The organism is Halopseudomonas pelagia CL-AP6, assembly GCF_000410875.1.
GTDB lineage: Bacteria > Pseudomonadota > Gammaproteobacteria > Pseudomonadales > Pseudomonadaceae > Halopseudomonas > Halopseudomonas pelagia.
In genome coordinates, this window is sequence record NZ_AROI01000023.1 from 19,162 (window position 1) to 35,879 (window position 16,718).

Here is a 16,718-nt window from a genome sequence, read left to right on the forward strand (position 1 = left end):
AGTAGCAGAGTGCCGTTACCCTCCCTATAATCACTCGGCCTAGCAACTTGTCACAGGGACTGGTTGCACGCTGTGGTCGGTAACCCGGCCTAACCAAGGAGACACTATGGATTGGTATCTTGAAGTACTGAGAAAATACGCCGTATTCAGCGGTCGAGCGCGGCGCAAGGAATACTGGTTTTTTGCCTTGTTCAATATGCTCGCCATGCTGGTGCTGTCATTTGTCGACGGCATGATCGGACTCTACAGCATGGAGGCTGGCATGGGGCTGTTAAGCGGCATTTACGCGCTGGCGATTCTTATCCCCAGTCTCGCGGTAACCGTGCGGCGGCTGCACGATATTAGCCGTAGCGGCTGGTGGATACTGATTGCCTTTATACCGCTGATTGGCGCGCTGGTATTGCTGGTCTTTACCGTGCTCGACAGTAAGCCAGGCAGCAACCAATACGGCCCTGACCCCAAGGGCATGGATGGCGAAACGCTCGCCTGATCGTCCCGCGAGCGAGCAACCGCTCGCTCTTCCCCCGAGTAATGTGCATGCCCTCACCGCTCTTCTTCGTCCGCCGCCGGTCAAGCTACCGGCCATTACGCTGGATCGTGTTAGCAGGTCTTTGCGTTTGGCTACTGGCGAGCGGTTGCCAGGCGTTTCAACCGCTACCCCCGGGGTTATCGAACAGCCCACCGCTGCGCGAAGCGCAGGATGTCGGCTTACTGATTGACCAAACCTATGTGACCAGCGAACAGCAGCGCGTCAGCGAGCAACAGGTATTCGACGAGGTGCTGGACCTGATAAGCCAGGCTCGAAAACTGATCGTCGTAGATATGTTTTTGTTCAATGACTTCGCCGGCCAGGATAGCTATCGGCCCCTTTCGGCACAGCTGACGGAAAGTCTGTTACAGGCACGCTCACGCCATCCGAACATGCCCATCGTGGTCATCACCGACCCGTTCAATACACTCTACGGTGGCGTGCACAATGCCCACCTGCAGGCGCTGGAAGACGGCGGCGTGACGCTGGTGATGACCGACATCGGCCAACTCCCGGCGTCCAATCCAGTATGGTCGGGTATCTGGCGCCTGTGTTGCAGCTACCTGGGCAACGATGCACAAAGCGGCTGGGTACCCAATCCGGTCGGTGCAGGCAAAGTCACGCTGCGCAGCTATCTGCACCTGCTCAACTTCCGCGCCAACCACCGCAAGACGCTGATTGTCGATGAGGGTGACAGCTGGACCGGACTGGTCACTTCAGGCAACCCACATGACGCCAGCAGCCGACATAGCAACAATGCCCTGCGCTTCAGTGGCGCTGCGGCGCTGGACCTGCTGGCCAGCGAGGCGGCGGTCCTGCACTTTTCCTCTGAGATAGAGACCTCTGACTGGCCGAGCCCGCCACCAGCCACCGCCAACGAAGGCGCACAGCTGCAGGTTTTGACCGAGGCGGCGATACGTGACGCGCTGCTGGAATTGATCGACAGTGCGCAACCGGGTGACCGGCTTGATCTGGAAGTATTCTATTTCTCCCATCGCCCATTGATTGAAGCGCTGATCCGCGCGCAGCAGCGGGGCGTGCAATTGCGCGTGTTGATGGATGCTAACCGTGACGCTTTCGGCCGGGAGAAGAACGGCGTGCCTAACCGGCAGGTTGCCTGGGAGCTGCACAAGACCGGGATCGAGGTGCGTTGGTGCGCCACCCAGGGCGAGCAGTGCCACCGCAAATGGCTGCGGCTGGATCGCGCCGATGGCACCAGCGAGCTGATTAGCGGCTCAGCCAATTTTACCCGGCGCAATCTGGACGACCTGAACCTGGAAACCAGCGTGAGGCTACTGGCGCCAGCCCAACAGGCTGTCATGCACGCGGCACGCGAACAATTTGAACGTAGCTGGAATAACCCGAATGGCGAGCAGCACAGCCTGCCCTACGCCGACTTTGCCGACCACTCACGCTGGCGTTATGCGCTTTACCGGTTTATGGAGTTTTCCGGGATATCGACGTTCTAGGCGCCAGCAGAGGCTGGCGCGGCGGCAAGCAAAAGTAGCGTCCCTGCCTTTTTTGAAGCCTGAAGCTTGCCGCTTGTAGCTCAGTTGCCCCCTAGCTCGGCAAAACACGCAGCGACGATATCCATCCCCGCCTGCACTTCCATATCGCTGGCCGTGAGCGGCACCAGAATACGGATCACATTGCCGTACTGGCCGCAGGACAGCAGGATCAAGCCCTTATCACGGGCCAGCGCTACTACCTTGGCAGCCAGTTCGGCGTCCGGCCGGCACTCGGGAGTGAAGAGTTCGCATGCAACCATTGCACCCAGGCCACGCACATCACCAATGCGCTTGTCCTGCGTGGCAATGTCACGCAACCGACCCATGATCATCTCGCCCAGGGTGCAACTGCGCGCGAGTAAATTCTCTTCCTCGAACACTTCGATAACCGCCAGCGCCGCAGCGCAGGCCAGCGGATTACCCGCGTAGGTGCCACCTAAGCCGCCAGGCGCAATCGCGTCCATCAACTCGGCACGACCGCAGACCCCAGCGACCGGAAAGCCACCGGCAATCGACTTGGCAAAAGTGGTCAGGTCCGGCGCGACACCCATCTGCTCCATCGCAAAGAAAGTGCCGGTACGCCCCGCACCGCTCTGCACCTCATCAGCCACCAGCACAATGCCATGCAGATCGCAGAGTTCGCGCAGCTTCTTCATAAACGCCGGGCTGGCAACGTAAAAACCACCTTCACCCTGTACTGGTTCGATAACGATCGCAGCAATATCCCGCGGTTCGGCATCGTTCTTGAAAATGCGCTCGATGCTGGCAATCGCGTCATCATCACTGACGCCATGTAACGGACAGGGAAACTGTGCGCGGTAGACACCACCGGGCATCAGGCCCATACCCGCAGAATAGGGCGAGACCTTGCCGTTCATCGATAGCGTCATCATCGTCCGACCGTGGTAGCCACCGGTAAACGCAATCACACCCGCGCGCCCGGTCGCCGCCCGAGCGATCTTTACCGCATTTTCCAGTGCTTCGGAGCCCGTGGTCACCAGCAGCGTCTTCTTGGCAAAGTCGCCGGGCACCAGGCTGTTGAGCTTTTCGCACAGCGCCACATAGGGCTCGTACGCCAGTACCTGGAAGCAGGTATGGGTAAACTGCTCCATCTGCCTTTTCACCGCGTCCATCACCTTGGGATGTCGATGGCCGGTATTGAGCACGGCGATACCGCCGGCGAAATCAATATACTGACGGCCTTCGACGTCCCAGACAGTGGCGTTTTCCGCACGCTGCACGAATATCGGGTGGATCTGGCTGACGCCACGGGCGACCGCATCGTGCCGGCGCTGCATCAAGGATTCATTGGTCTTGCTCATATTCAACCTCCAACAGTGCTGACCCTGAAGCAGGGCTCAGATGCCACCCAGGCACAGGTATTTGATTTCGACGTACTCATCGATGCCGTGCCTGGACCCTTCGCGGCCCAGCCCGGAGGATTTCATCCCGCCAAAAGGCGCCACCTCGGTGGAAATCAGGCCGGTATTAATACCCACCATGCCGTATTCCAATGCCTCGGCGACCCGGAAAGCCCGGCTCAGATCGCGCGCATAGAAATAAGCTGCCAAGCCGAACTCAGTATCGTTGGCCTGGTGTATCACATCCTCTTCATCGCTGAAACGGAACAGCGGAGCCAGCGGGCCGAAGGTTTCCTCACGGGCCACCAGCATGCTGCTGTCGATATCCGCCAGCACCGTAGGCTCAAAGAAAAAACCGCCCAATTCATGGGGCTTGCCGCCGATCAGCACCTTGGCGCCCTTGTCGGTCGCGTCTTGCAAATGCTGTTGCACCTTGGTCACCGCCGCCGCGTTGATCAGCGGCCCAGTGGTCACGTCTGCAGACGCACCGTCACCGACCTTGAGCTTTTTCACCGCCTCGACCAGCTTGGCGGCGAACGCATCGTAAACCCCGTCCTGCACATAAATACGGTTGGCGCAGACACAGGTTTGGCCGGCGTTGCGGTACTTGGAAATCATCGCGCCTTCAACCGCCGCATCCAGATCAGCGTCATCAAACACGATAAAGGGCGCATTGCCGCCCAGTTCCAGCGATAGCTTTTTCAGCGTCGGCGCACACTGCTCCATCAGCTTGATACCCACCCCGGTGGAGCCGGTAAACGACAGTTTGCGCACAATCGGATTGCGGCACAGTTCGCCTCCCACCGCGATGGCATTGTCGACATCCGCGGTAATCACACTGAAAAGGCCGGCCGGCAAGCCAGCCTGCTCTGCCAGTGCAGCCAGAGCCAGTGCGGAGAAGGGCGTTTGCGGAGCGGGCTTGAGCACCATAGCGCACCCAGCAGCAAGCGCTGGCGCAGCCTTGCGGGTGATCATTGCCGCCGGGAAGTTCCACGGGGTGATTGCCGCTGTCACGCCCACCGGCTCTTTCTGCACGATGATGCGTTTGTCCGGTTGGTGGCCAGGGATGGTCTCGCCATACACGCGTTTGGCCTCTTCGGCGAACCATTCAATAAAGGAGGCGGCATAGGCGACTTCACCCCGGGCTTCAGCCAATGGCTTGCCCTGCTCTGCGGTCATGATGCGCGCCAGATCCTCCTGGTGCAGCATCATCAGATCGAACCACTTGCGCAACACTGCCGCCCGCTCCTTGGCCGTGCGTTTGCGCCAGGCCGGCTGGGCTGCCCGGGCGGCCTCGATGGCACGAATGGTTTCGTCCACACCCATATTCGGCACGCTGCCCAGCCGCTCGCCGTTGGCCGGGTTGAATATGTCAGTACGCGCGCCGAGATCGGCTTCACACCAATGGCCAGCTATAAAGGCTTGTTGCCGAAACAGATCCGGGGCGTGCAATTCCATGATAATCCTCTCTGATAACCGGTAAAGCAGTCGCCCATCAGGCGTAATGCATTTACAACATAGATGTTTGATATTTCAAACATGCTAAGGCGCAGAAAGGAATCAGGCAATAGCCCTAATCAAAAAATCGAGAATCGAAAACCGAAGGGAATGTTGTAACGCGGTGATGTCAGGCCGCGGTCCTTCGCAGCATAGCCATGGTGGCTGGCGCGTCTACGGTCAGGCCGCAGACTCGCTTTCAAACAATTCAGCCGGGCCGTGTTGATCGGCCTCAAGCAAACCGGCTACCCGTTGCAGGCTGGCCAGCATCATCAACTGCTCCCAATCGGGCAGCTTGCCAAAACGCTCAAGAAACGCCGCCGGTAACAACGCAGGCTCAGCCTGGATCGCAGCCGATCCCTTGACCGTCAAAGCCAGGTGGACTTTGCGCTTGTCACTCTTGCTACGGATGCGCTGCAGCAACTCACGGTTCTCAAGACGGTCAATAATGGTACTGAGCGTAGCCTGAGAGACGCTGACTTTCTTTGCCAGATCGCCGAGAGTACCTTCCCCCATCGCCTGGATGCTATGCATGATCAATAATTGGATAGGAGTAAGACCACTATGCCGGCCCAAGCGCTTGGCATGTATTTCAGTAGCGCGCTGCAAGCGTCGCAACGCAAGGTAAAGGTCGTGCATCATATACATGCTCAGCTCCCGGCCGCACTCTCAATCGAGGGCGCATTTTGCCATAAAGTCTAAATATTACAGTAGTAACTAGATTTCTGGGTGCGGGGGTATCAAGCGCCCATCTAAACCCAGCTATTGCGATAAATCCAGTTTTTCGTCTGGCTAGATTACAACAAATTTATTTTTACTTCAAAATAGTTTGCTGCGACTCAAGCCCCTGCATAAGCCGACCAGCCTGACTATTCTCGCCGGCTTTTATCAGATGTGGCAGTACCGCTAAATGCGCTTCGATAAACCGCCCACCACCGCAGGGCCCTAGAGCACCAGTAAATACTGCGCCAGCCCTTGCACACCCGTCTGTGCATAAGCTTGTGCATAAGTTGTGTAAACCCAGCCAATGCAGGCCGCTTAAGCCAGTGCGCTACTTTTTGCGCATCGGTGCGCCAACCCTTGCTCACATTTCCGTGACCAAGGTCACAGCAGCGCTTCCCTACTTTGACGGCTACCCATAAGCAATTGATTTAAATGGATTTAAAAATGATGGCACGGGCCTTGTAATGATTAGAGCTTCCGGACACCCAGTCCAATCCACCAGGCAAGGAGAGCTATAATGCCAACACCCGCATATATGTCCATCGAAGGTACCAAGCAAGGTCTGATCACTGCCGGCACCTTTACCGAAGATTCGGTAGGCAACATTTTCCAGGAAGGTCATGAAGACCAGATTCTGGTTCAGGCCTTTGATCACCAAGTCATCATTCCACGCGATCCGCAATCGGGTCAGCCCACCGGCCAGCGCGTGCACAAACCGCTGATGATCACCAAGGTCTTTGACAAGTCTTCCCCGCTGATTTTCAACGCCTTGACCTCCGGCGAGCGTCTGAGCAGCTGCCGTCTGGAGTGGTTCCGCACCTCTTCTACCGGAACCCAGGAGCACTACTTCACCATCGAACTGCAAGACGCCATCATCGTCGACGTGCAGTCGCATATGCCGAACTGCCAGGATCCGGCTCAGTCCCATTTTACCCACCTGGAAGATGTGTACTTCACTTACCGCAAGATTGTCTGGACCCATGAAGTCTCCGGCACGTCCGGCTCTGACGACTGGCGCACGCCGATTTCCGCGTAAGTCGTAAGCGTTTTATCGACATCAGCCGGCCCTCCCGGCTGATGTCTTTTACCCGCCTCTTTCCCCAACTAACTACACAACCAACCTGCCATTTTTAAACGCAACTCTAAGCCCGACAGCCTGTCCATACCTTAGCAACAGGGCGAAACAGCCCACTTACACTCACCCCCTAAAAAGGGCGTCAGTATGTGCGGAATTGCAGGAGAGTTTCGTTTTGATGGATTGCCGGCAGACATGGCGACCCTGGACCGTATCACCCGCCACATGGCCCAGCGCGGCCCGGACGCGTCGGGGCTTTGGGCGCAAGGAAGCCTGGGGCTGGGCCATCGCAGACTCAAGATCATGGACCTTGCTGAAGCCTCCGGGCAGCCGATGGTGGATGCCGAAGCAGGCTTGTCGTTGGTATTCAACGGCGCCATCTATAACTACCCGCAACTGCGCGCCGAACTGGAGGGCCTGGGCTACCGGTTCTTTTCTGGCGGCGATACCGAAGTGGTACTCAAGGGCTTCCATGCCTGGGGCGAGAAATTATTGCCGCGCCTCAACGGCATGTTCGCCATGGCCATCTGGGAGCGCGATACCCATCGGCTGTTTCTTGCGCGTGACCGCCTGGGCATCAAGCCGCTGTATTTGAACCGCACGGATCAGCGTCTGCGCTTTGCTTCCAGCCTGACCGCGTTACTGCAAGGCGACGGCGTTGATACCAGCATCAACCCGGTCGCGCTGAATCATTATCTGTCTTTCCACGCCGTAGTACCGCCGCCGCTGACCCTGCTCAACGGCATAGAGAAACTGCCGCCCGGCCATTGGATGCGCGTGGAAAGCGACGGCAGCAGTCAGCAGCAGCGTTGGTGGGATCTGGAATACGGTGCCTGTGCCGACGAACAGTCGTTGTCCTTTGATGACTGGCAAGAGCGGGTGCTCGATAGCCTGCGCGCCTCGGTTAAACGGCGCAACCTGGCGGCGGTGGATGTCGGCGTGCTCCTCTCCGGCGGCGTCGACTCCAGCCTGCTGGTCGGTCTGCTACGCGAAGCCGGCGCGGAAAAATTGCAGACCTTCTCTATCGGCTTTGCCGACGTTAACGGCGAGGCGGGAAACGAGTTTCAATATTCGGATCTGATTGCTGAGCACTTCGCCACCGAGCATCACCAGTTGATGATCCCCGAGCAAGAAATCATCGCACAACTACCCAGCGCCATCGGCGCGATGAATGAGCCTATGGTCAGCCATGACTGTATCGCCTTCTACCTGCTTTCGCGCGAAGTCAGCCAGCACTGCAAGGTGGTACAGAGCGGCCAAGGCGCAGATGAGATTTTTGCCGGCTACCATTGGTATCCGCAGGTGGACCAAGCAGCCGATCCGGTCGCCGCCTACCAACAGGCCTTTATGGATCGCAGCTTCGCGGAATACCAGCAAACCGTCAGCCCAGGCTGGGCCAAACACGACTATGCCGGCGATTTTATTCGCGAACATTTTGCCCAACCGGGCGCGAACAGCGGCCTGGACAAGGCCCTGCGCCTGGACACCAAGGTGATGCTGGTCGATGACCCGGTCAAGCGCGTGGATAACATGACCATGGCCTGGGGCCTGGAAGCGCGCGTGCCCTTCCTTGACCACGAGGTGGTAGAGCTGGCAGCTCGTGTGCCCGGCCGCTTCAAGCTGCCCGACAATGGCAAATATGTGCTCAAGGAAGCCTCGCGCAAGGTGATTCCCGCCGCAGTGATCGACCGGCCCAAGGGTTATTTTCCGGTGCCCGGCCTGAAATACCTGGAAGGCTCCACCCTGGACTGGGTCACAGAATCGCTTACCAGCCAGCGCGCCCTTGAGCGCGGCCTGTTCAATCCCGGTTATATCGACACCTTGCTCAGCGATCCCAAGGCGCACATCACGCCATTGCGCGGCTCCAAACTGTGGCAGCTGGCGATGTTGGGCTTGTGGCTTGATGCGCACAATCTGTAAGGAATGACTGACCATGTCCAGACCCATGCCACCGGATCAACAACGCCTGCAGCGCGGTACTGCCCCCACCTTTGAGCGCCTGCGCGCCAGCCATGCCAAGCAGGGCACCAGCCAAGGCGCGGCCACCGATGCGACGGTGCATTGCGGTTGGGGCAGGCTGTTATTCGGGCAGACCTTTTCCGACTATCGCCTGTTGGCCGGGACGCTATTGGATGAAGAAACCGGCGAGCGCGATATCGTGCTCTACGTCGAAGATCCGCAGGTAGTGCTGTCCTTCGCCCCACAGCAGCTGTTCCTCGACCCATCCGACACCCTACGCCTGTGGTTCAGCGACTATCGGCCTGCGCACGAGAGCCCCCAGGGATTTAACCTACGACACCCGCATGGCGATGCAGACTGGGAGGCAATCAATCGATTGTACAAGTCGCAGAATATGGCCTGCGTGGACCCGGATAAAATCACCCCCCGCGAGGCCGGCGGCCCGATCTTCTGGTTGACCGAAGATGAGGACAGCGGTGAAGTGATCGGTACCGTGATGGGCCTTAATCACCATAAGGCTTTCAATGACCCGGAGCAGGGATCAAGCCTCTGGTGCCTCGCGGTAGACAGCAGCACCCAGCGTTTCGGCGTTGGTGAGACGCTGGTTCGACACCTGGTTGAGTATTTTATGAGCCGCACCTGTTCCTACCTCGATCTTTCGGTGCTGCACGACAACAAGCAGGCCAAGGCACTGTACCGCAAGCTGGGTTTTCGCAAGTTGCGCACCTTTGCTTTAAAGCGCAAGAACAGCATCAATCAGGTGCTGTTTATTGGTCCGGATTCGGATCAGGAATTGAACCCCTATGCCCGGATTATCACCCGCGAGGCTCGACGCAGGGGCATTGAGGTCAATATCCACGATACCGCAGCGGGGCTCTTCAGCCTGACCCACGGCGGCCGGCGAATCCGCTGCCGGGAATCGCTCAGCGACCTGACCAGCGCCATCAGCATGACCCTCTGCCAGGACAAGCATCTTACCCATCGCACGCTGCACCGGGCCGGATTGAGCACACCGCAATTTCAGCTAGCGGGCGCGGCCACAGATAACGCTGCGTTTCTATCCGAACACCACGCCCTGGTCGTCAAGCCCAACGACGGCGAGCAGGGGCAGGGCGTCGCGGTAGATATCCGGGATGCCGACGCGCTGGAGTCAGCTATTGCTGCAGCCCATCAATTCGACAGCGAGGTGCTGCTGGAGAGCTATCACCCAGGCCAGGATCTGCGTGTGCTGGTTATCAACTACGAGGTAGTGGCCGCAGCGATCCGACGGCCTGCCGAGGTCTGTGGCGATGGGGTAAAAACCCTCAAGCAACTGATTGAAAAACAAAGCCGCCGACGCCAGACCAGCACTCAGGGTGAGAGCCGTATACCGATGGACGACGAAACTCGGCGTACGGTTGAAGCCCAAGGCTTCAGCCTGGATGATGTAATACCCTATGGAAAGCAAGTGTTCGTGCGCCGCACCGCCAACCTGCATACCGGCGGCATGCTGGTAGACGTTACCCGCAAGCTGCATCCGACGCTTAGGCAGGCCGCGATCGACGCGGCCAAGGCATTGGAAATACCCGTGGCCGGGCTGGACCTGATGGTGCCAGAACCGGATGAGCCGGCTTACGTCATCATCGAGGCCAATGAACGCCCCGGCCTGGCCAACCATGAACCGCAACCGACCGCAGAACGCTTTATCGACCTGCTGTTTCCGCTTAGCCGTTCACAATCATGACGGCAACATAGCCACAAGAAACACAGGCACAAAACGGAGGAATGCATGACCGAGATCTACCCCGGACCGAATATGGAATTTCTCGAGCGCACCCTGCTGGAGATGCTCGCTATTCCTTGTCCCACCGGCTTTACCGATGGCATCGTGCGCTATGTCGCCGAGCATCTGGACGCCATGGGCGTGGACTATGAGCTGACCCGGCGTGGCACCATTCGCGCCACACTCAAGGGCAAGCAGGCCACCCCGGACCGCGCGATAGCAGCCCATCTGGATACTATTGGCGCCATGGTGCGCGGCATCAAGGATAACGGTCGTCTGCAGCTAGCCCCTATCGGCCACTGGTCCAGCCGCTTTGCCGAGGGTAGCCGGGTCAGCCTGTTTGGCGACCACGGCTGCCTGCGCGGCAGCGTACTGCCGTTGATGGCCTCGGGGCATGCCTTCAATGAGGGCGTAGACAGCCTGGCCGTCAGTTGGGATACGGTCGAGCTGCGCGTGGACGCCGCTACTACCAGCCATGCCGAAACTGAGGCCCTGGGCATTCATGTTGGCGATTTTGTCGCCTTCGATCCGTGTCCCGAATTTACCGATACTGGCTATATCAATTCCCGGCATCTGGATAACAAGGCTGGCGCGGCGGCGCTGCTTACCGCAATCAAGCAGGTGGTCGATAGTGGCGAACTGCTGCCGATGGACTGCCATCCGGTATTCACCATTACCGAGGAAACCGGCACCGGCTCCGCTGGCGTGCTGCCCTGGGATGTCAGTGAGTTCGTTGGCGTGGATATCGCCCCCTCGGCTGCCGGCCAGAGCACAACCGAGCATTCGGTCACGCTGTGCATGCAGGACTCCGGCGGCCCTTACGATTACCACCTGACACGGCACTTGCAGAGCCTCTGCCACCGCGACGAGATACCGGTGCGCCGTGATCTATTTCGCTATTACCACAGCGACGCAGAATCAGCGATCCGTTCCGGCACCGACACGCGTATAGCCTTGATTGGCTTTGGCACGGACGCGACCCACGGCTACGAACGCACCCACCGCGATAGCCTGGCCGCATTAAACCGTCTGCTAGTGGCTTATATGTTCAGCGCGCCGGTATTCGAACATGACGAGAAAAACCACCCACCGCTGGAGAACTTCCGCGAGCAACTGAGCGACGAAACCGTCAGCGCCAGCGATACCGTATTGCCGCCGTTAAAGCGCATTCTTTCGCAACATAAACCCAAAACCTGATCATCGGCAGGCATCCCCTGGCGCGGTATAGTCAGGGTTTGCCTGAAGCGGAATAGTATAACTTGATAAAAAAACTCACACCCTGCGCCCTTGGCCTGTTCGCCAGCCTTGGCGCCACTAGCATCAGCTTCGCGCAGGACCGGCAACTCAGCTTGCCTGCTCAAGTGATACTCGGTAGCGAGGCGCAGGAGCAGAATAGGCGGCTGCCGCTGGCTCGCGACACCCTCGGCGCCGAGCAACTGGAGACGGCCAATCTGGGCGCCAATCTATCCGAGTCACTGCAACGTGTGCCCGGCTTGGTGGCCGTCAACCGGCAGAATTACGCCCAGGACCTGCAGATATCCTCCCGCGGCTTCGGCGCGCGTGCGGCGTTTGGCGTGCGTGGAGTGCGTTTGCTCCAGGATGGCATTCCGCTGACCATGCCCGACGGCCAGGGCCAGCCGGCACTGTTCGATCTGGATAGCCTGCAGCGTATCGAGGTGCTGCGCGGTCCGCTGACCACGCTCTACGGCAATGCTTCCGGCGGCATCATTCAGGGCTTCACCGGCGAAGGCAGCTTTTACCCGACGCTGGAAAATCGCACGGCATTCGGCCCCGACGGTTTGCGCCGCTCGCGCTTGCGCTACGGCGGCCAACATGGCGCCCTGAACATCAGCGCCAACGTCGCCCGGCTAGAGACCGATGGTTATCGCGACCATAGCAAGACGCGGCGTGATACCGCGAATCTGCGCCTGGGCTGGGATATCGACGATGCCTCCAGCCTGACCCTGCTGATCAACAGCCTCGACCAACCCGAAACCCAGGACCCGCTGGGTTTGACCGCGCAGCAGGTACGCGAGGATCGGCGCCAGGTCTTCAGCCGCGCCTACGAGTACGACACACGTAAGACAGTGCGGCATAACCAGGCAGGGCTTAATTATCAGCGCCGGCTGAGCAATGATGATCAGCTCACGTTGATGGTCTATGGCGGCGAGCGATATGTGCAGCAGTATCTGGCGTTTCCCGGCAACAACACCATTGTAGACGACGAGTTTCGTCCAGGCAGCGGTGGCGTTATCGAACTTGATCGAGGCTTTGGCGGCGGCGAGCTCGGCTGGCAGCGCAATACTGAGCTGTTTGGCTTACCCGTCGAACTGGCCGCGGGCATCACCTACGACTATCAGGGCGAACAGCGCGAGGGCTTTGTTAATAGTGGCGGCAACAAGGGTGCTCAACGACGAGATGAATTCAACGCCGTAGACAGCCAGGACCTATACCTGATCAGCACCTGGCAACTAGACCCACGCTGGACACTGACTGCCGGCGTACGCCATAGCCGCGTTGAGTTTGACTCTGACGACGACTATCTGAGCGACGGCCAGGACGACAGTGGCAGCGTACGCTACAGTCAGACCAATCCCGCGCTGGGCTTAAGCTATCAATGGACGCCGGCAGTGAGCCTGTATGCTGCGCTGGGCCAAGGCTTTGAAACACCGACCTTTCAGGAGTTGGCCTATCAGGAACAGGGCAGTGGACTGAATTTCGGCCTGCGGCCCAGCGAGTCACGCAATGCCGAGGTCGGCCTCAAACTGCACCATGAACAGACCCGCATCAATCTGGCACTGTTCCATAGCCGCGTCAAAGACGAAATCGTCACCGGTCCCAATCAGCTCAGTACCGGGCGTAGCACTTTCGTCAACGCTGGCCGCTCGACCCGACGCGGTGTGGAGTTGGCGGTGGAACAGAACTTCGACCACGGTATCAGCGCCTACTTGGCCTATACGCTGCTGGATGCCCGCTTCGACAGCTACATCGACAGTGAAGGCAATGACCTGTCCGGCAAGGATCTCCCCGGCGTGCCGCGCCACAGCCTGTTCGCTGAGCTCAGCTGGCGGCCGCCCGGCAGCGGTTTTATCACCGCGCTGGAAGCCCAGAGCCTGAGCCAACGCTATGCGACGGATGACAATACCGCCGAGGCCTCCGGCTATGCCGTATTCAACTGGCGTGCGGCTTACACCCATGCGGTGGGCAGCTGGGAAGTCGAACCTTTCGCACGTATCGACAATCTGGGTGACCGTGAATATATCGGCTCGTTGATCGTCAATGGCACCGGGGCCCGCTACTACGAGCCCGCACCGGACCGCCAATGGCTGGTCGGGGTCGGCTTGCAATATCAGTGGCAATAGGTCTGGCGCCTATTTATTTGCCGCCACGCCGCGGGTCGAGGTGGAACTCGAACTCCCAAACACCGCTCCCGGGAAGGCCGAGTTCCACCTCGGCCAGCGTGCTCAACCACAACACCCCAGGTGAAGATGCAGCTCGTCCCCCATCAGGCCTGAGCGGTAGGCTCAACAACAGCCACATCGCTAAAAGCGCCGCGCTGCCAGGCAAGAACAATGAATATTAAAGCCGCCATAGCCATCAACAGCGGCAGCGCATGGCTGCTCAGCCACTGACTGGCGGCACCGGTGGACAACGGTCCGAGCAAACTACCAATACCCCACAGCATGGCAATATGTGCATTGGCGCGCACCAGCGCATCATCACGATAACGCTGCCCGATCAAAATCAGCGACAAGGTATAAAGCCCTCCGGCGCTGGCGCCAAACACCACCAGGACCGGCCAGATCAGCACGCTCTGCAGCAGCACCGGTAGCGCCAGGCTCGAAGCCAGCAAAACCAAACCACAGGCCTTATACAGCGTGGTCCGCGATAATTTGTCCGCCAACCAGCCAATCGGCACCTGTAATGCTGCATCACCTATCACCACGGCGCCAACCATAAAAAGTGCGCGCTGCGCGTCGAAACCTTCGCGAATCAGATACACCGGCAACAAGGTCAGGGTCATGGCCTCGAAGGCAGCGAACAACATCACCGCCCAGGCAACAGCGGGAAGCTTGCGCACAAAACCCATTAAAGCCCTCCCCGAAGTACTCGCGGCATCCACCACCGGCGCACCCGTTGCCTGAAGGAGCAACACTAGACCCAGCATCAGCAAGCTGCTGGACAACCAGAAGCCGATATCGCTATCGGTGCCGATCACGCCCAGCAGCAGCGGCCCGCACAACTGGCTAAGGGCGAAAGCGCTGCCATATACCGCGACCAACCGGCCACGTAGGCGATCTTCGATCAACTGATTGATCCAGCTTTCGCCCAGCACAAAGGTCACCGTCAGCGACACGCCAAGCACCAGCCTGAACGCGAGCCACAACGCATAACTCGGCGACACCGCCAACAACCCAACCGATACTGCGCTGCACAGCATGACCAGGCGCATGGCATTTTCGGTCCCCAGCCAACCGGCCAGCGGTCATTTTCGCGCCGATCAGCATGCCCACCGCCGGTAGCCCCGCCATGATGCCGATGGCAAAGGCGTCGTAGCCCCACTCGTCCAGCCGTAACGACACCAGCGGCAAGGTAATACCCAGCGCCAGCCCGACACAGATCACTGCTGTGGTAACAACGCCATAGGTTTTCCAATCCATACTCGTGCCTACCCCACCCTTAAGAGCGAAACAGTAAGACCAGTGCACGCTCCCTGAGTAGCCGATCAATGGGCAAAAAAAGGCATAAGGGACCGGCTTCGATCTGGCAAACAGTAATCAGCCCACCCTTTAAATTCAATATATTTGACAGAAGGTCGCTAAATATTGCTTTTAAATGCTAAACGCGGTCTTTTTCGTTTGTTATTTTTGACATAAACTCGGGACAATCTTTTGCTCCGTAGCCATCCGCTTTAACAGCGCCAGGAAAGCCTCATGAACATCATGCAACAGCCCGCCTCCCAGTCTCAGGACCTGAGCCTTGACGAATTCTGGATGCCCTTTACCGCCAACCGGCAGTTCAAGAGCCGTCCGCGCCTGCTGGAAAGCGCCGAAGGCATGTTCTACACCGATGTGGAGGGCCGGCAGATCATCGATGGCACCTCCGGCCTGTGGTGCTGTAACGCCGGGCACGGCCGCAAGGAAATTGCCGAAGCGGTCAGCAAACAGATCGTCAAAATGGACTTCGCCCCGACATTCCAGATGGGCCACCCGCTGCCATTCCAACTCGCCGAGCGACTGGTAGAGATTGCGCCCAAGGGCCTAAACCGGGTGTTCTTCACCAACTCCGGCTCCGAGTCGGTAGATACCGCACTGAAAATCGCCCTGGCCTACCAGCGCGCCCGCGGCGAAGGCACAAGAACCCGCTTGATCGGCCGCGAACTGGGTTACCACGGTGTCGGCTTTGGCGGCATATCCGTTGGCGGCATGGTCAACAACCGCAAAGCCTTTGGCGTACAGCTGCCGGGCGTCGATCACCTGCCGCATACGCTGGATCTGGAGCGCAACGCCTTTACCCGCGGCCTGCCGAAACACGGCGCGGAATTGGCCGAACAGCTGGAAAAACTGGTGACACTGCACGGCGCGGAAAACATCGCGGCGGTCATCGTCGAGCCGATGTCTGGCTCCGCCGGGGTGATCCTGCCGCCAGTCGGCTATCTCAAACGTCTGCGCGAGATCACCACCAAGCACGGCATTCTGCTGATTTTCGATGAGGTCATTACCGGCTATGGCCGGGTCGGCGACGCCTTCGCCTCGCAGCGCTGGGACGTTACCCCGGACATCATGACCACCGCTAAAGGCTTGACCAACGGCGCCATTCCCATGGGCGCGGTGTTTGTCAGTGAGCAGATTCAGCAGGCGTTTATGCACGGCCCCAAGGGCCTGATCGAGCTGTTCCACGGTTATACCTATTCCGGTCACCCGGTAGCCGCCGCCGCAGCGCTGGCGACCCTGGACATTTATGCCAGAGACGGCCTGCTGACCCGCGCCCAGGAGCTGGAGATCTATTGGCAGGAGGCGCTGCACAGCCTCAAGGATCTGCATCACGTGATCGATATTCGCAACATTGGCCTGGTCGGTGCTGTGCATATGGCCAGCCGCGAGGGTGAGCCCGGCGCACGTGGCTACGAGGTGTTCGAAGCCTGTTATTGGGACGGCCTGATGGTACGCTGCACAGGCGACATTATTGCCATGTCGCCACCGCTGATTGTCGAAAAGAGCCATATCGACCGGATGATCAATATACTTGGGGACGTGATTCGTCGTACTCCGTAAGCGGTTTTTTAAATTCAAGATTCTGTTAC

11 protein-coding genes and 1 pseudogene are annotated in these 16,718 nt (G+C 58.9%); 8 read left to right on the top strand and 4 right to left on the bottom strand.

Annotated elements, in window-relative coordinates; translation table 11 throughout:
* The first annotated feature begins 106 nt into the window (after positions 1-106).
* Positions 107-490 carry a DUF805 domain-containing protein gene (locus K787_RS0116305; protein ID WP_022963882.1) on the top strand — a complete coding sequence of 128 codons (384 nt, stop codon included), beginning with the start codon at positions 107-109 and terminating at the stop codon, positions 488-490.
* A 47-nt stretch (positions 491-537) separates the two neighbouring features.
* A complete protein-coding gene (locus K787_RS0116310) occupies positions 538-1,998 on the top strand; it encodes a phospholipase D family protein (RefSeq protein ID WP_052185398.1) in 1,461 nt (486 codons plus the stop codon).
* A gap of 80 nt (positions 1,999-2,078) precedes the next feature.
* On the opposite strand, the gene gabT is transcribed toward K787_RS0116310, so the two are convergent.
* The 3 genes from gabT to K787_RS23445 form a co-directional block, all read right to left on the bottom strand.
* Positions 2,079-3,359: a 4-aminobutyrate--2-oxoglutarate transaminase gene (gene gabT / locus K787_RS0116315; protein WP_022963884.1), complete on the bottom strand. Its 1,281-nt coding sequence runs from the start codon at positions 3,357-3,359 to the stop codon at positions 2,079-2,081.
* Positions 3,360-3,395: 36 nt separating this feature from the next.
* Positions 3,396-4,856, bottom strand: coding sequence for an NADP-dependent succinate-semialdehyde dehydrogenase (gabD, locus tag K787_RS0116320; RefSeq protein ID WP_022963885.1), 1,461 nt, complete (start codon positions 4,854-4,856; stop codon positions 3,396-3,398).
* 219 nt (positions 4,857-5,075) lie between these two features.
* Positions 5,076-5,543, bottom strand: a complete 468-nt coding sequence (locus tag K787_RS23445) for a MarR family winged helix-turn-helix transcriptional regulator (RefSeq protein WP_022963886.1) — start codon at positions 5,541-5,543, stop codon at positions 5,076-5,078.
* Between the two features lie 592 nt (positions 5,544-6,135).
* On the opposite strand from K787_RS23445, the gene K787_RS0116330 reads away from it, so the two are divergent.
* The 5 genes from K787_RS0116330 to K787_RS0116350 all read left to right on the top strand — a co-directional run bounded on the left by K787_RS0116330 (position 6,136) and on the right by K787_RS0116350 (position 13,776).
* Positions 6,136-6,654 (top strand): Hcp family type VI secretion system effector, encoded by a 519-nt coding sequence (locus K787_RS0116330; RefSeq protein ID WP_022963887.1) that lies wholly within the window; start codon positions 6,136-6,138, stop codon positions 6,652-6,654.
* A 186-nt stretch (positions 6,655-6,840) separates the two neighbouring features.
* Complete coding sequence (locus K787_RS0116335; RefSeq protein ID WP_022963888.1) at positions 6,841-8,613, top strand: N-acetylglutaminylglutamine amidotransferase; 1,773 nt, start codon at positions 6,841-6,843, stop codon at positions 8,611-8,613.
* Between the two features lie 13 nt (positions 8,614-8,626).
* Entirely contained in the window at positions 8,627-10,375 is a 1,749-nt protein-coding gene (gene ngg / locus K787_RS0116340; protein ID WP_235801951.1) for an N-acetylglutaminylglutamine synthetase, read from the top strand.
* 45 nt (positions 10,376-10,420) lie between these two features.
* Positions 10,421-11,611 (top strand): osmoprotectant NAGGN system M42 family peptidase, encoded by a 1,191-nt coding sequence (locus K787_RS0116345; protein ID WP_022963890.1) that lies wholly within the window; start codon positions 10,421-10,423, stop codon positions 11,609-11,611.
* A gap of 62 nt (positions 11,612-11,673) precedes the next feature.
* A complete protein-coding gene (locus tag K787_RS0116350; protein ID WP_022963891.1) occupies positions 11,674-13,776 on the top strand; it encodes a TonB-dependent receptor family protein in 2,103 nt (700 codons plus the stop codon).
* Positions 13,777-13,919: 143 nt separating this feature from the next.
* Here K787_RS0116350 and K787_RS23450 read toward each other — a convergent pair.
* Positions 13,920-15,075, bottom strand: a pseudogene (locus K787_RS23450) (MFS transporter).
* Positions 15,076-15,357: 282 nt separating this feature from the next.
* Here K787_RS23450 and aptA point away from each other — a divergent pair.
* Complete coding sequence (gene aptA / locus K787_RS0116360; RefSeq protein ID WP_040641081.1) at positions 15,358-16,689, top strand: omega-aminotransferase AptA; 1,332 nt, start codon at positions 15,358-15,360, stop codon at positions 16,687-16,689.
* The last annotated feature ends 29 nt before the right edge of the window (positions 16,690-16,718 follow it).

Bases quoted from the DNA above. Each gene is read 5' to 3' on its own strand.
- gabT (WP_022963884.1), bottom strand. From the start codon at position 3,359: ATGAGCAAGACCAATGAATCCTTGATGCAGCGCCGGCACGATGCGGTC.
- K787_RS0116335 (WP_022963888.1), top strand. From the start codon at position 6,841: ATGTGCGGAATTGCAGGAGAGTTTCGTTTTGATGGATTGCCGGCAGAC.
- K787_RS0116330 (WP_022963887.1), top strand. From the start codon at position 6,136: ATGCCAACACCCGCATATATGTCCATCGAAGGTACCAAGCAAGGTCTG.
- ngg (WP_235801951.1), top strand. From the start codon at position 8,627: ATGTCCAGACCCATGCCACCGGATCAACAACGCCTGCAGCGCGGTACT.
- K787_RS0116345 (WP_022963890.1), top strand. From the start codon at position 10,421: ATGACCGAGATCTACCCCGGACCGAATATGGAATTTCTCGAGCGCACC.
- K787_RS0116305 (WP_022963882.1), top strand. From the start codon at position 107: ATGGATTGGTATCTTGAAGTACTGAGAAAATACGCCGTATTCAGCGGT.
- K787_RS0116310 (WP_052185398.1), top strand. From the start codon at position 538: ATGCCCTCACCGCTCTTCTTCGTCCGCCGCCGGTCAAGCTACCGGCCA.
- K787_RS23445 (WP_022963886.1), bottom strand. From the start codon at position 5,543: ATGTATATGATGCACGACCTTTACCTTGCGTTGCGACGCTTGCAGCGC.
- gabD (WP_022963885.1), bottom strand. From the start codon at position 4,856: ATGGAATTGCACGCCCCGGATCTGTTTCGGCAACAAGCCTTTATAGCT.
- aptA (WP_040641081.1), top strand. From the start codon at position 15,358: ATGCAACAGCCCGCCTCCCAGTCTCAGGACCTGAGCCTTGACGAATTC.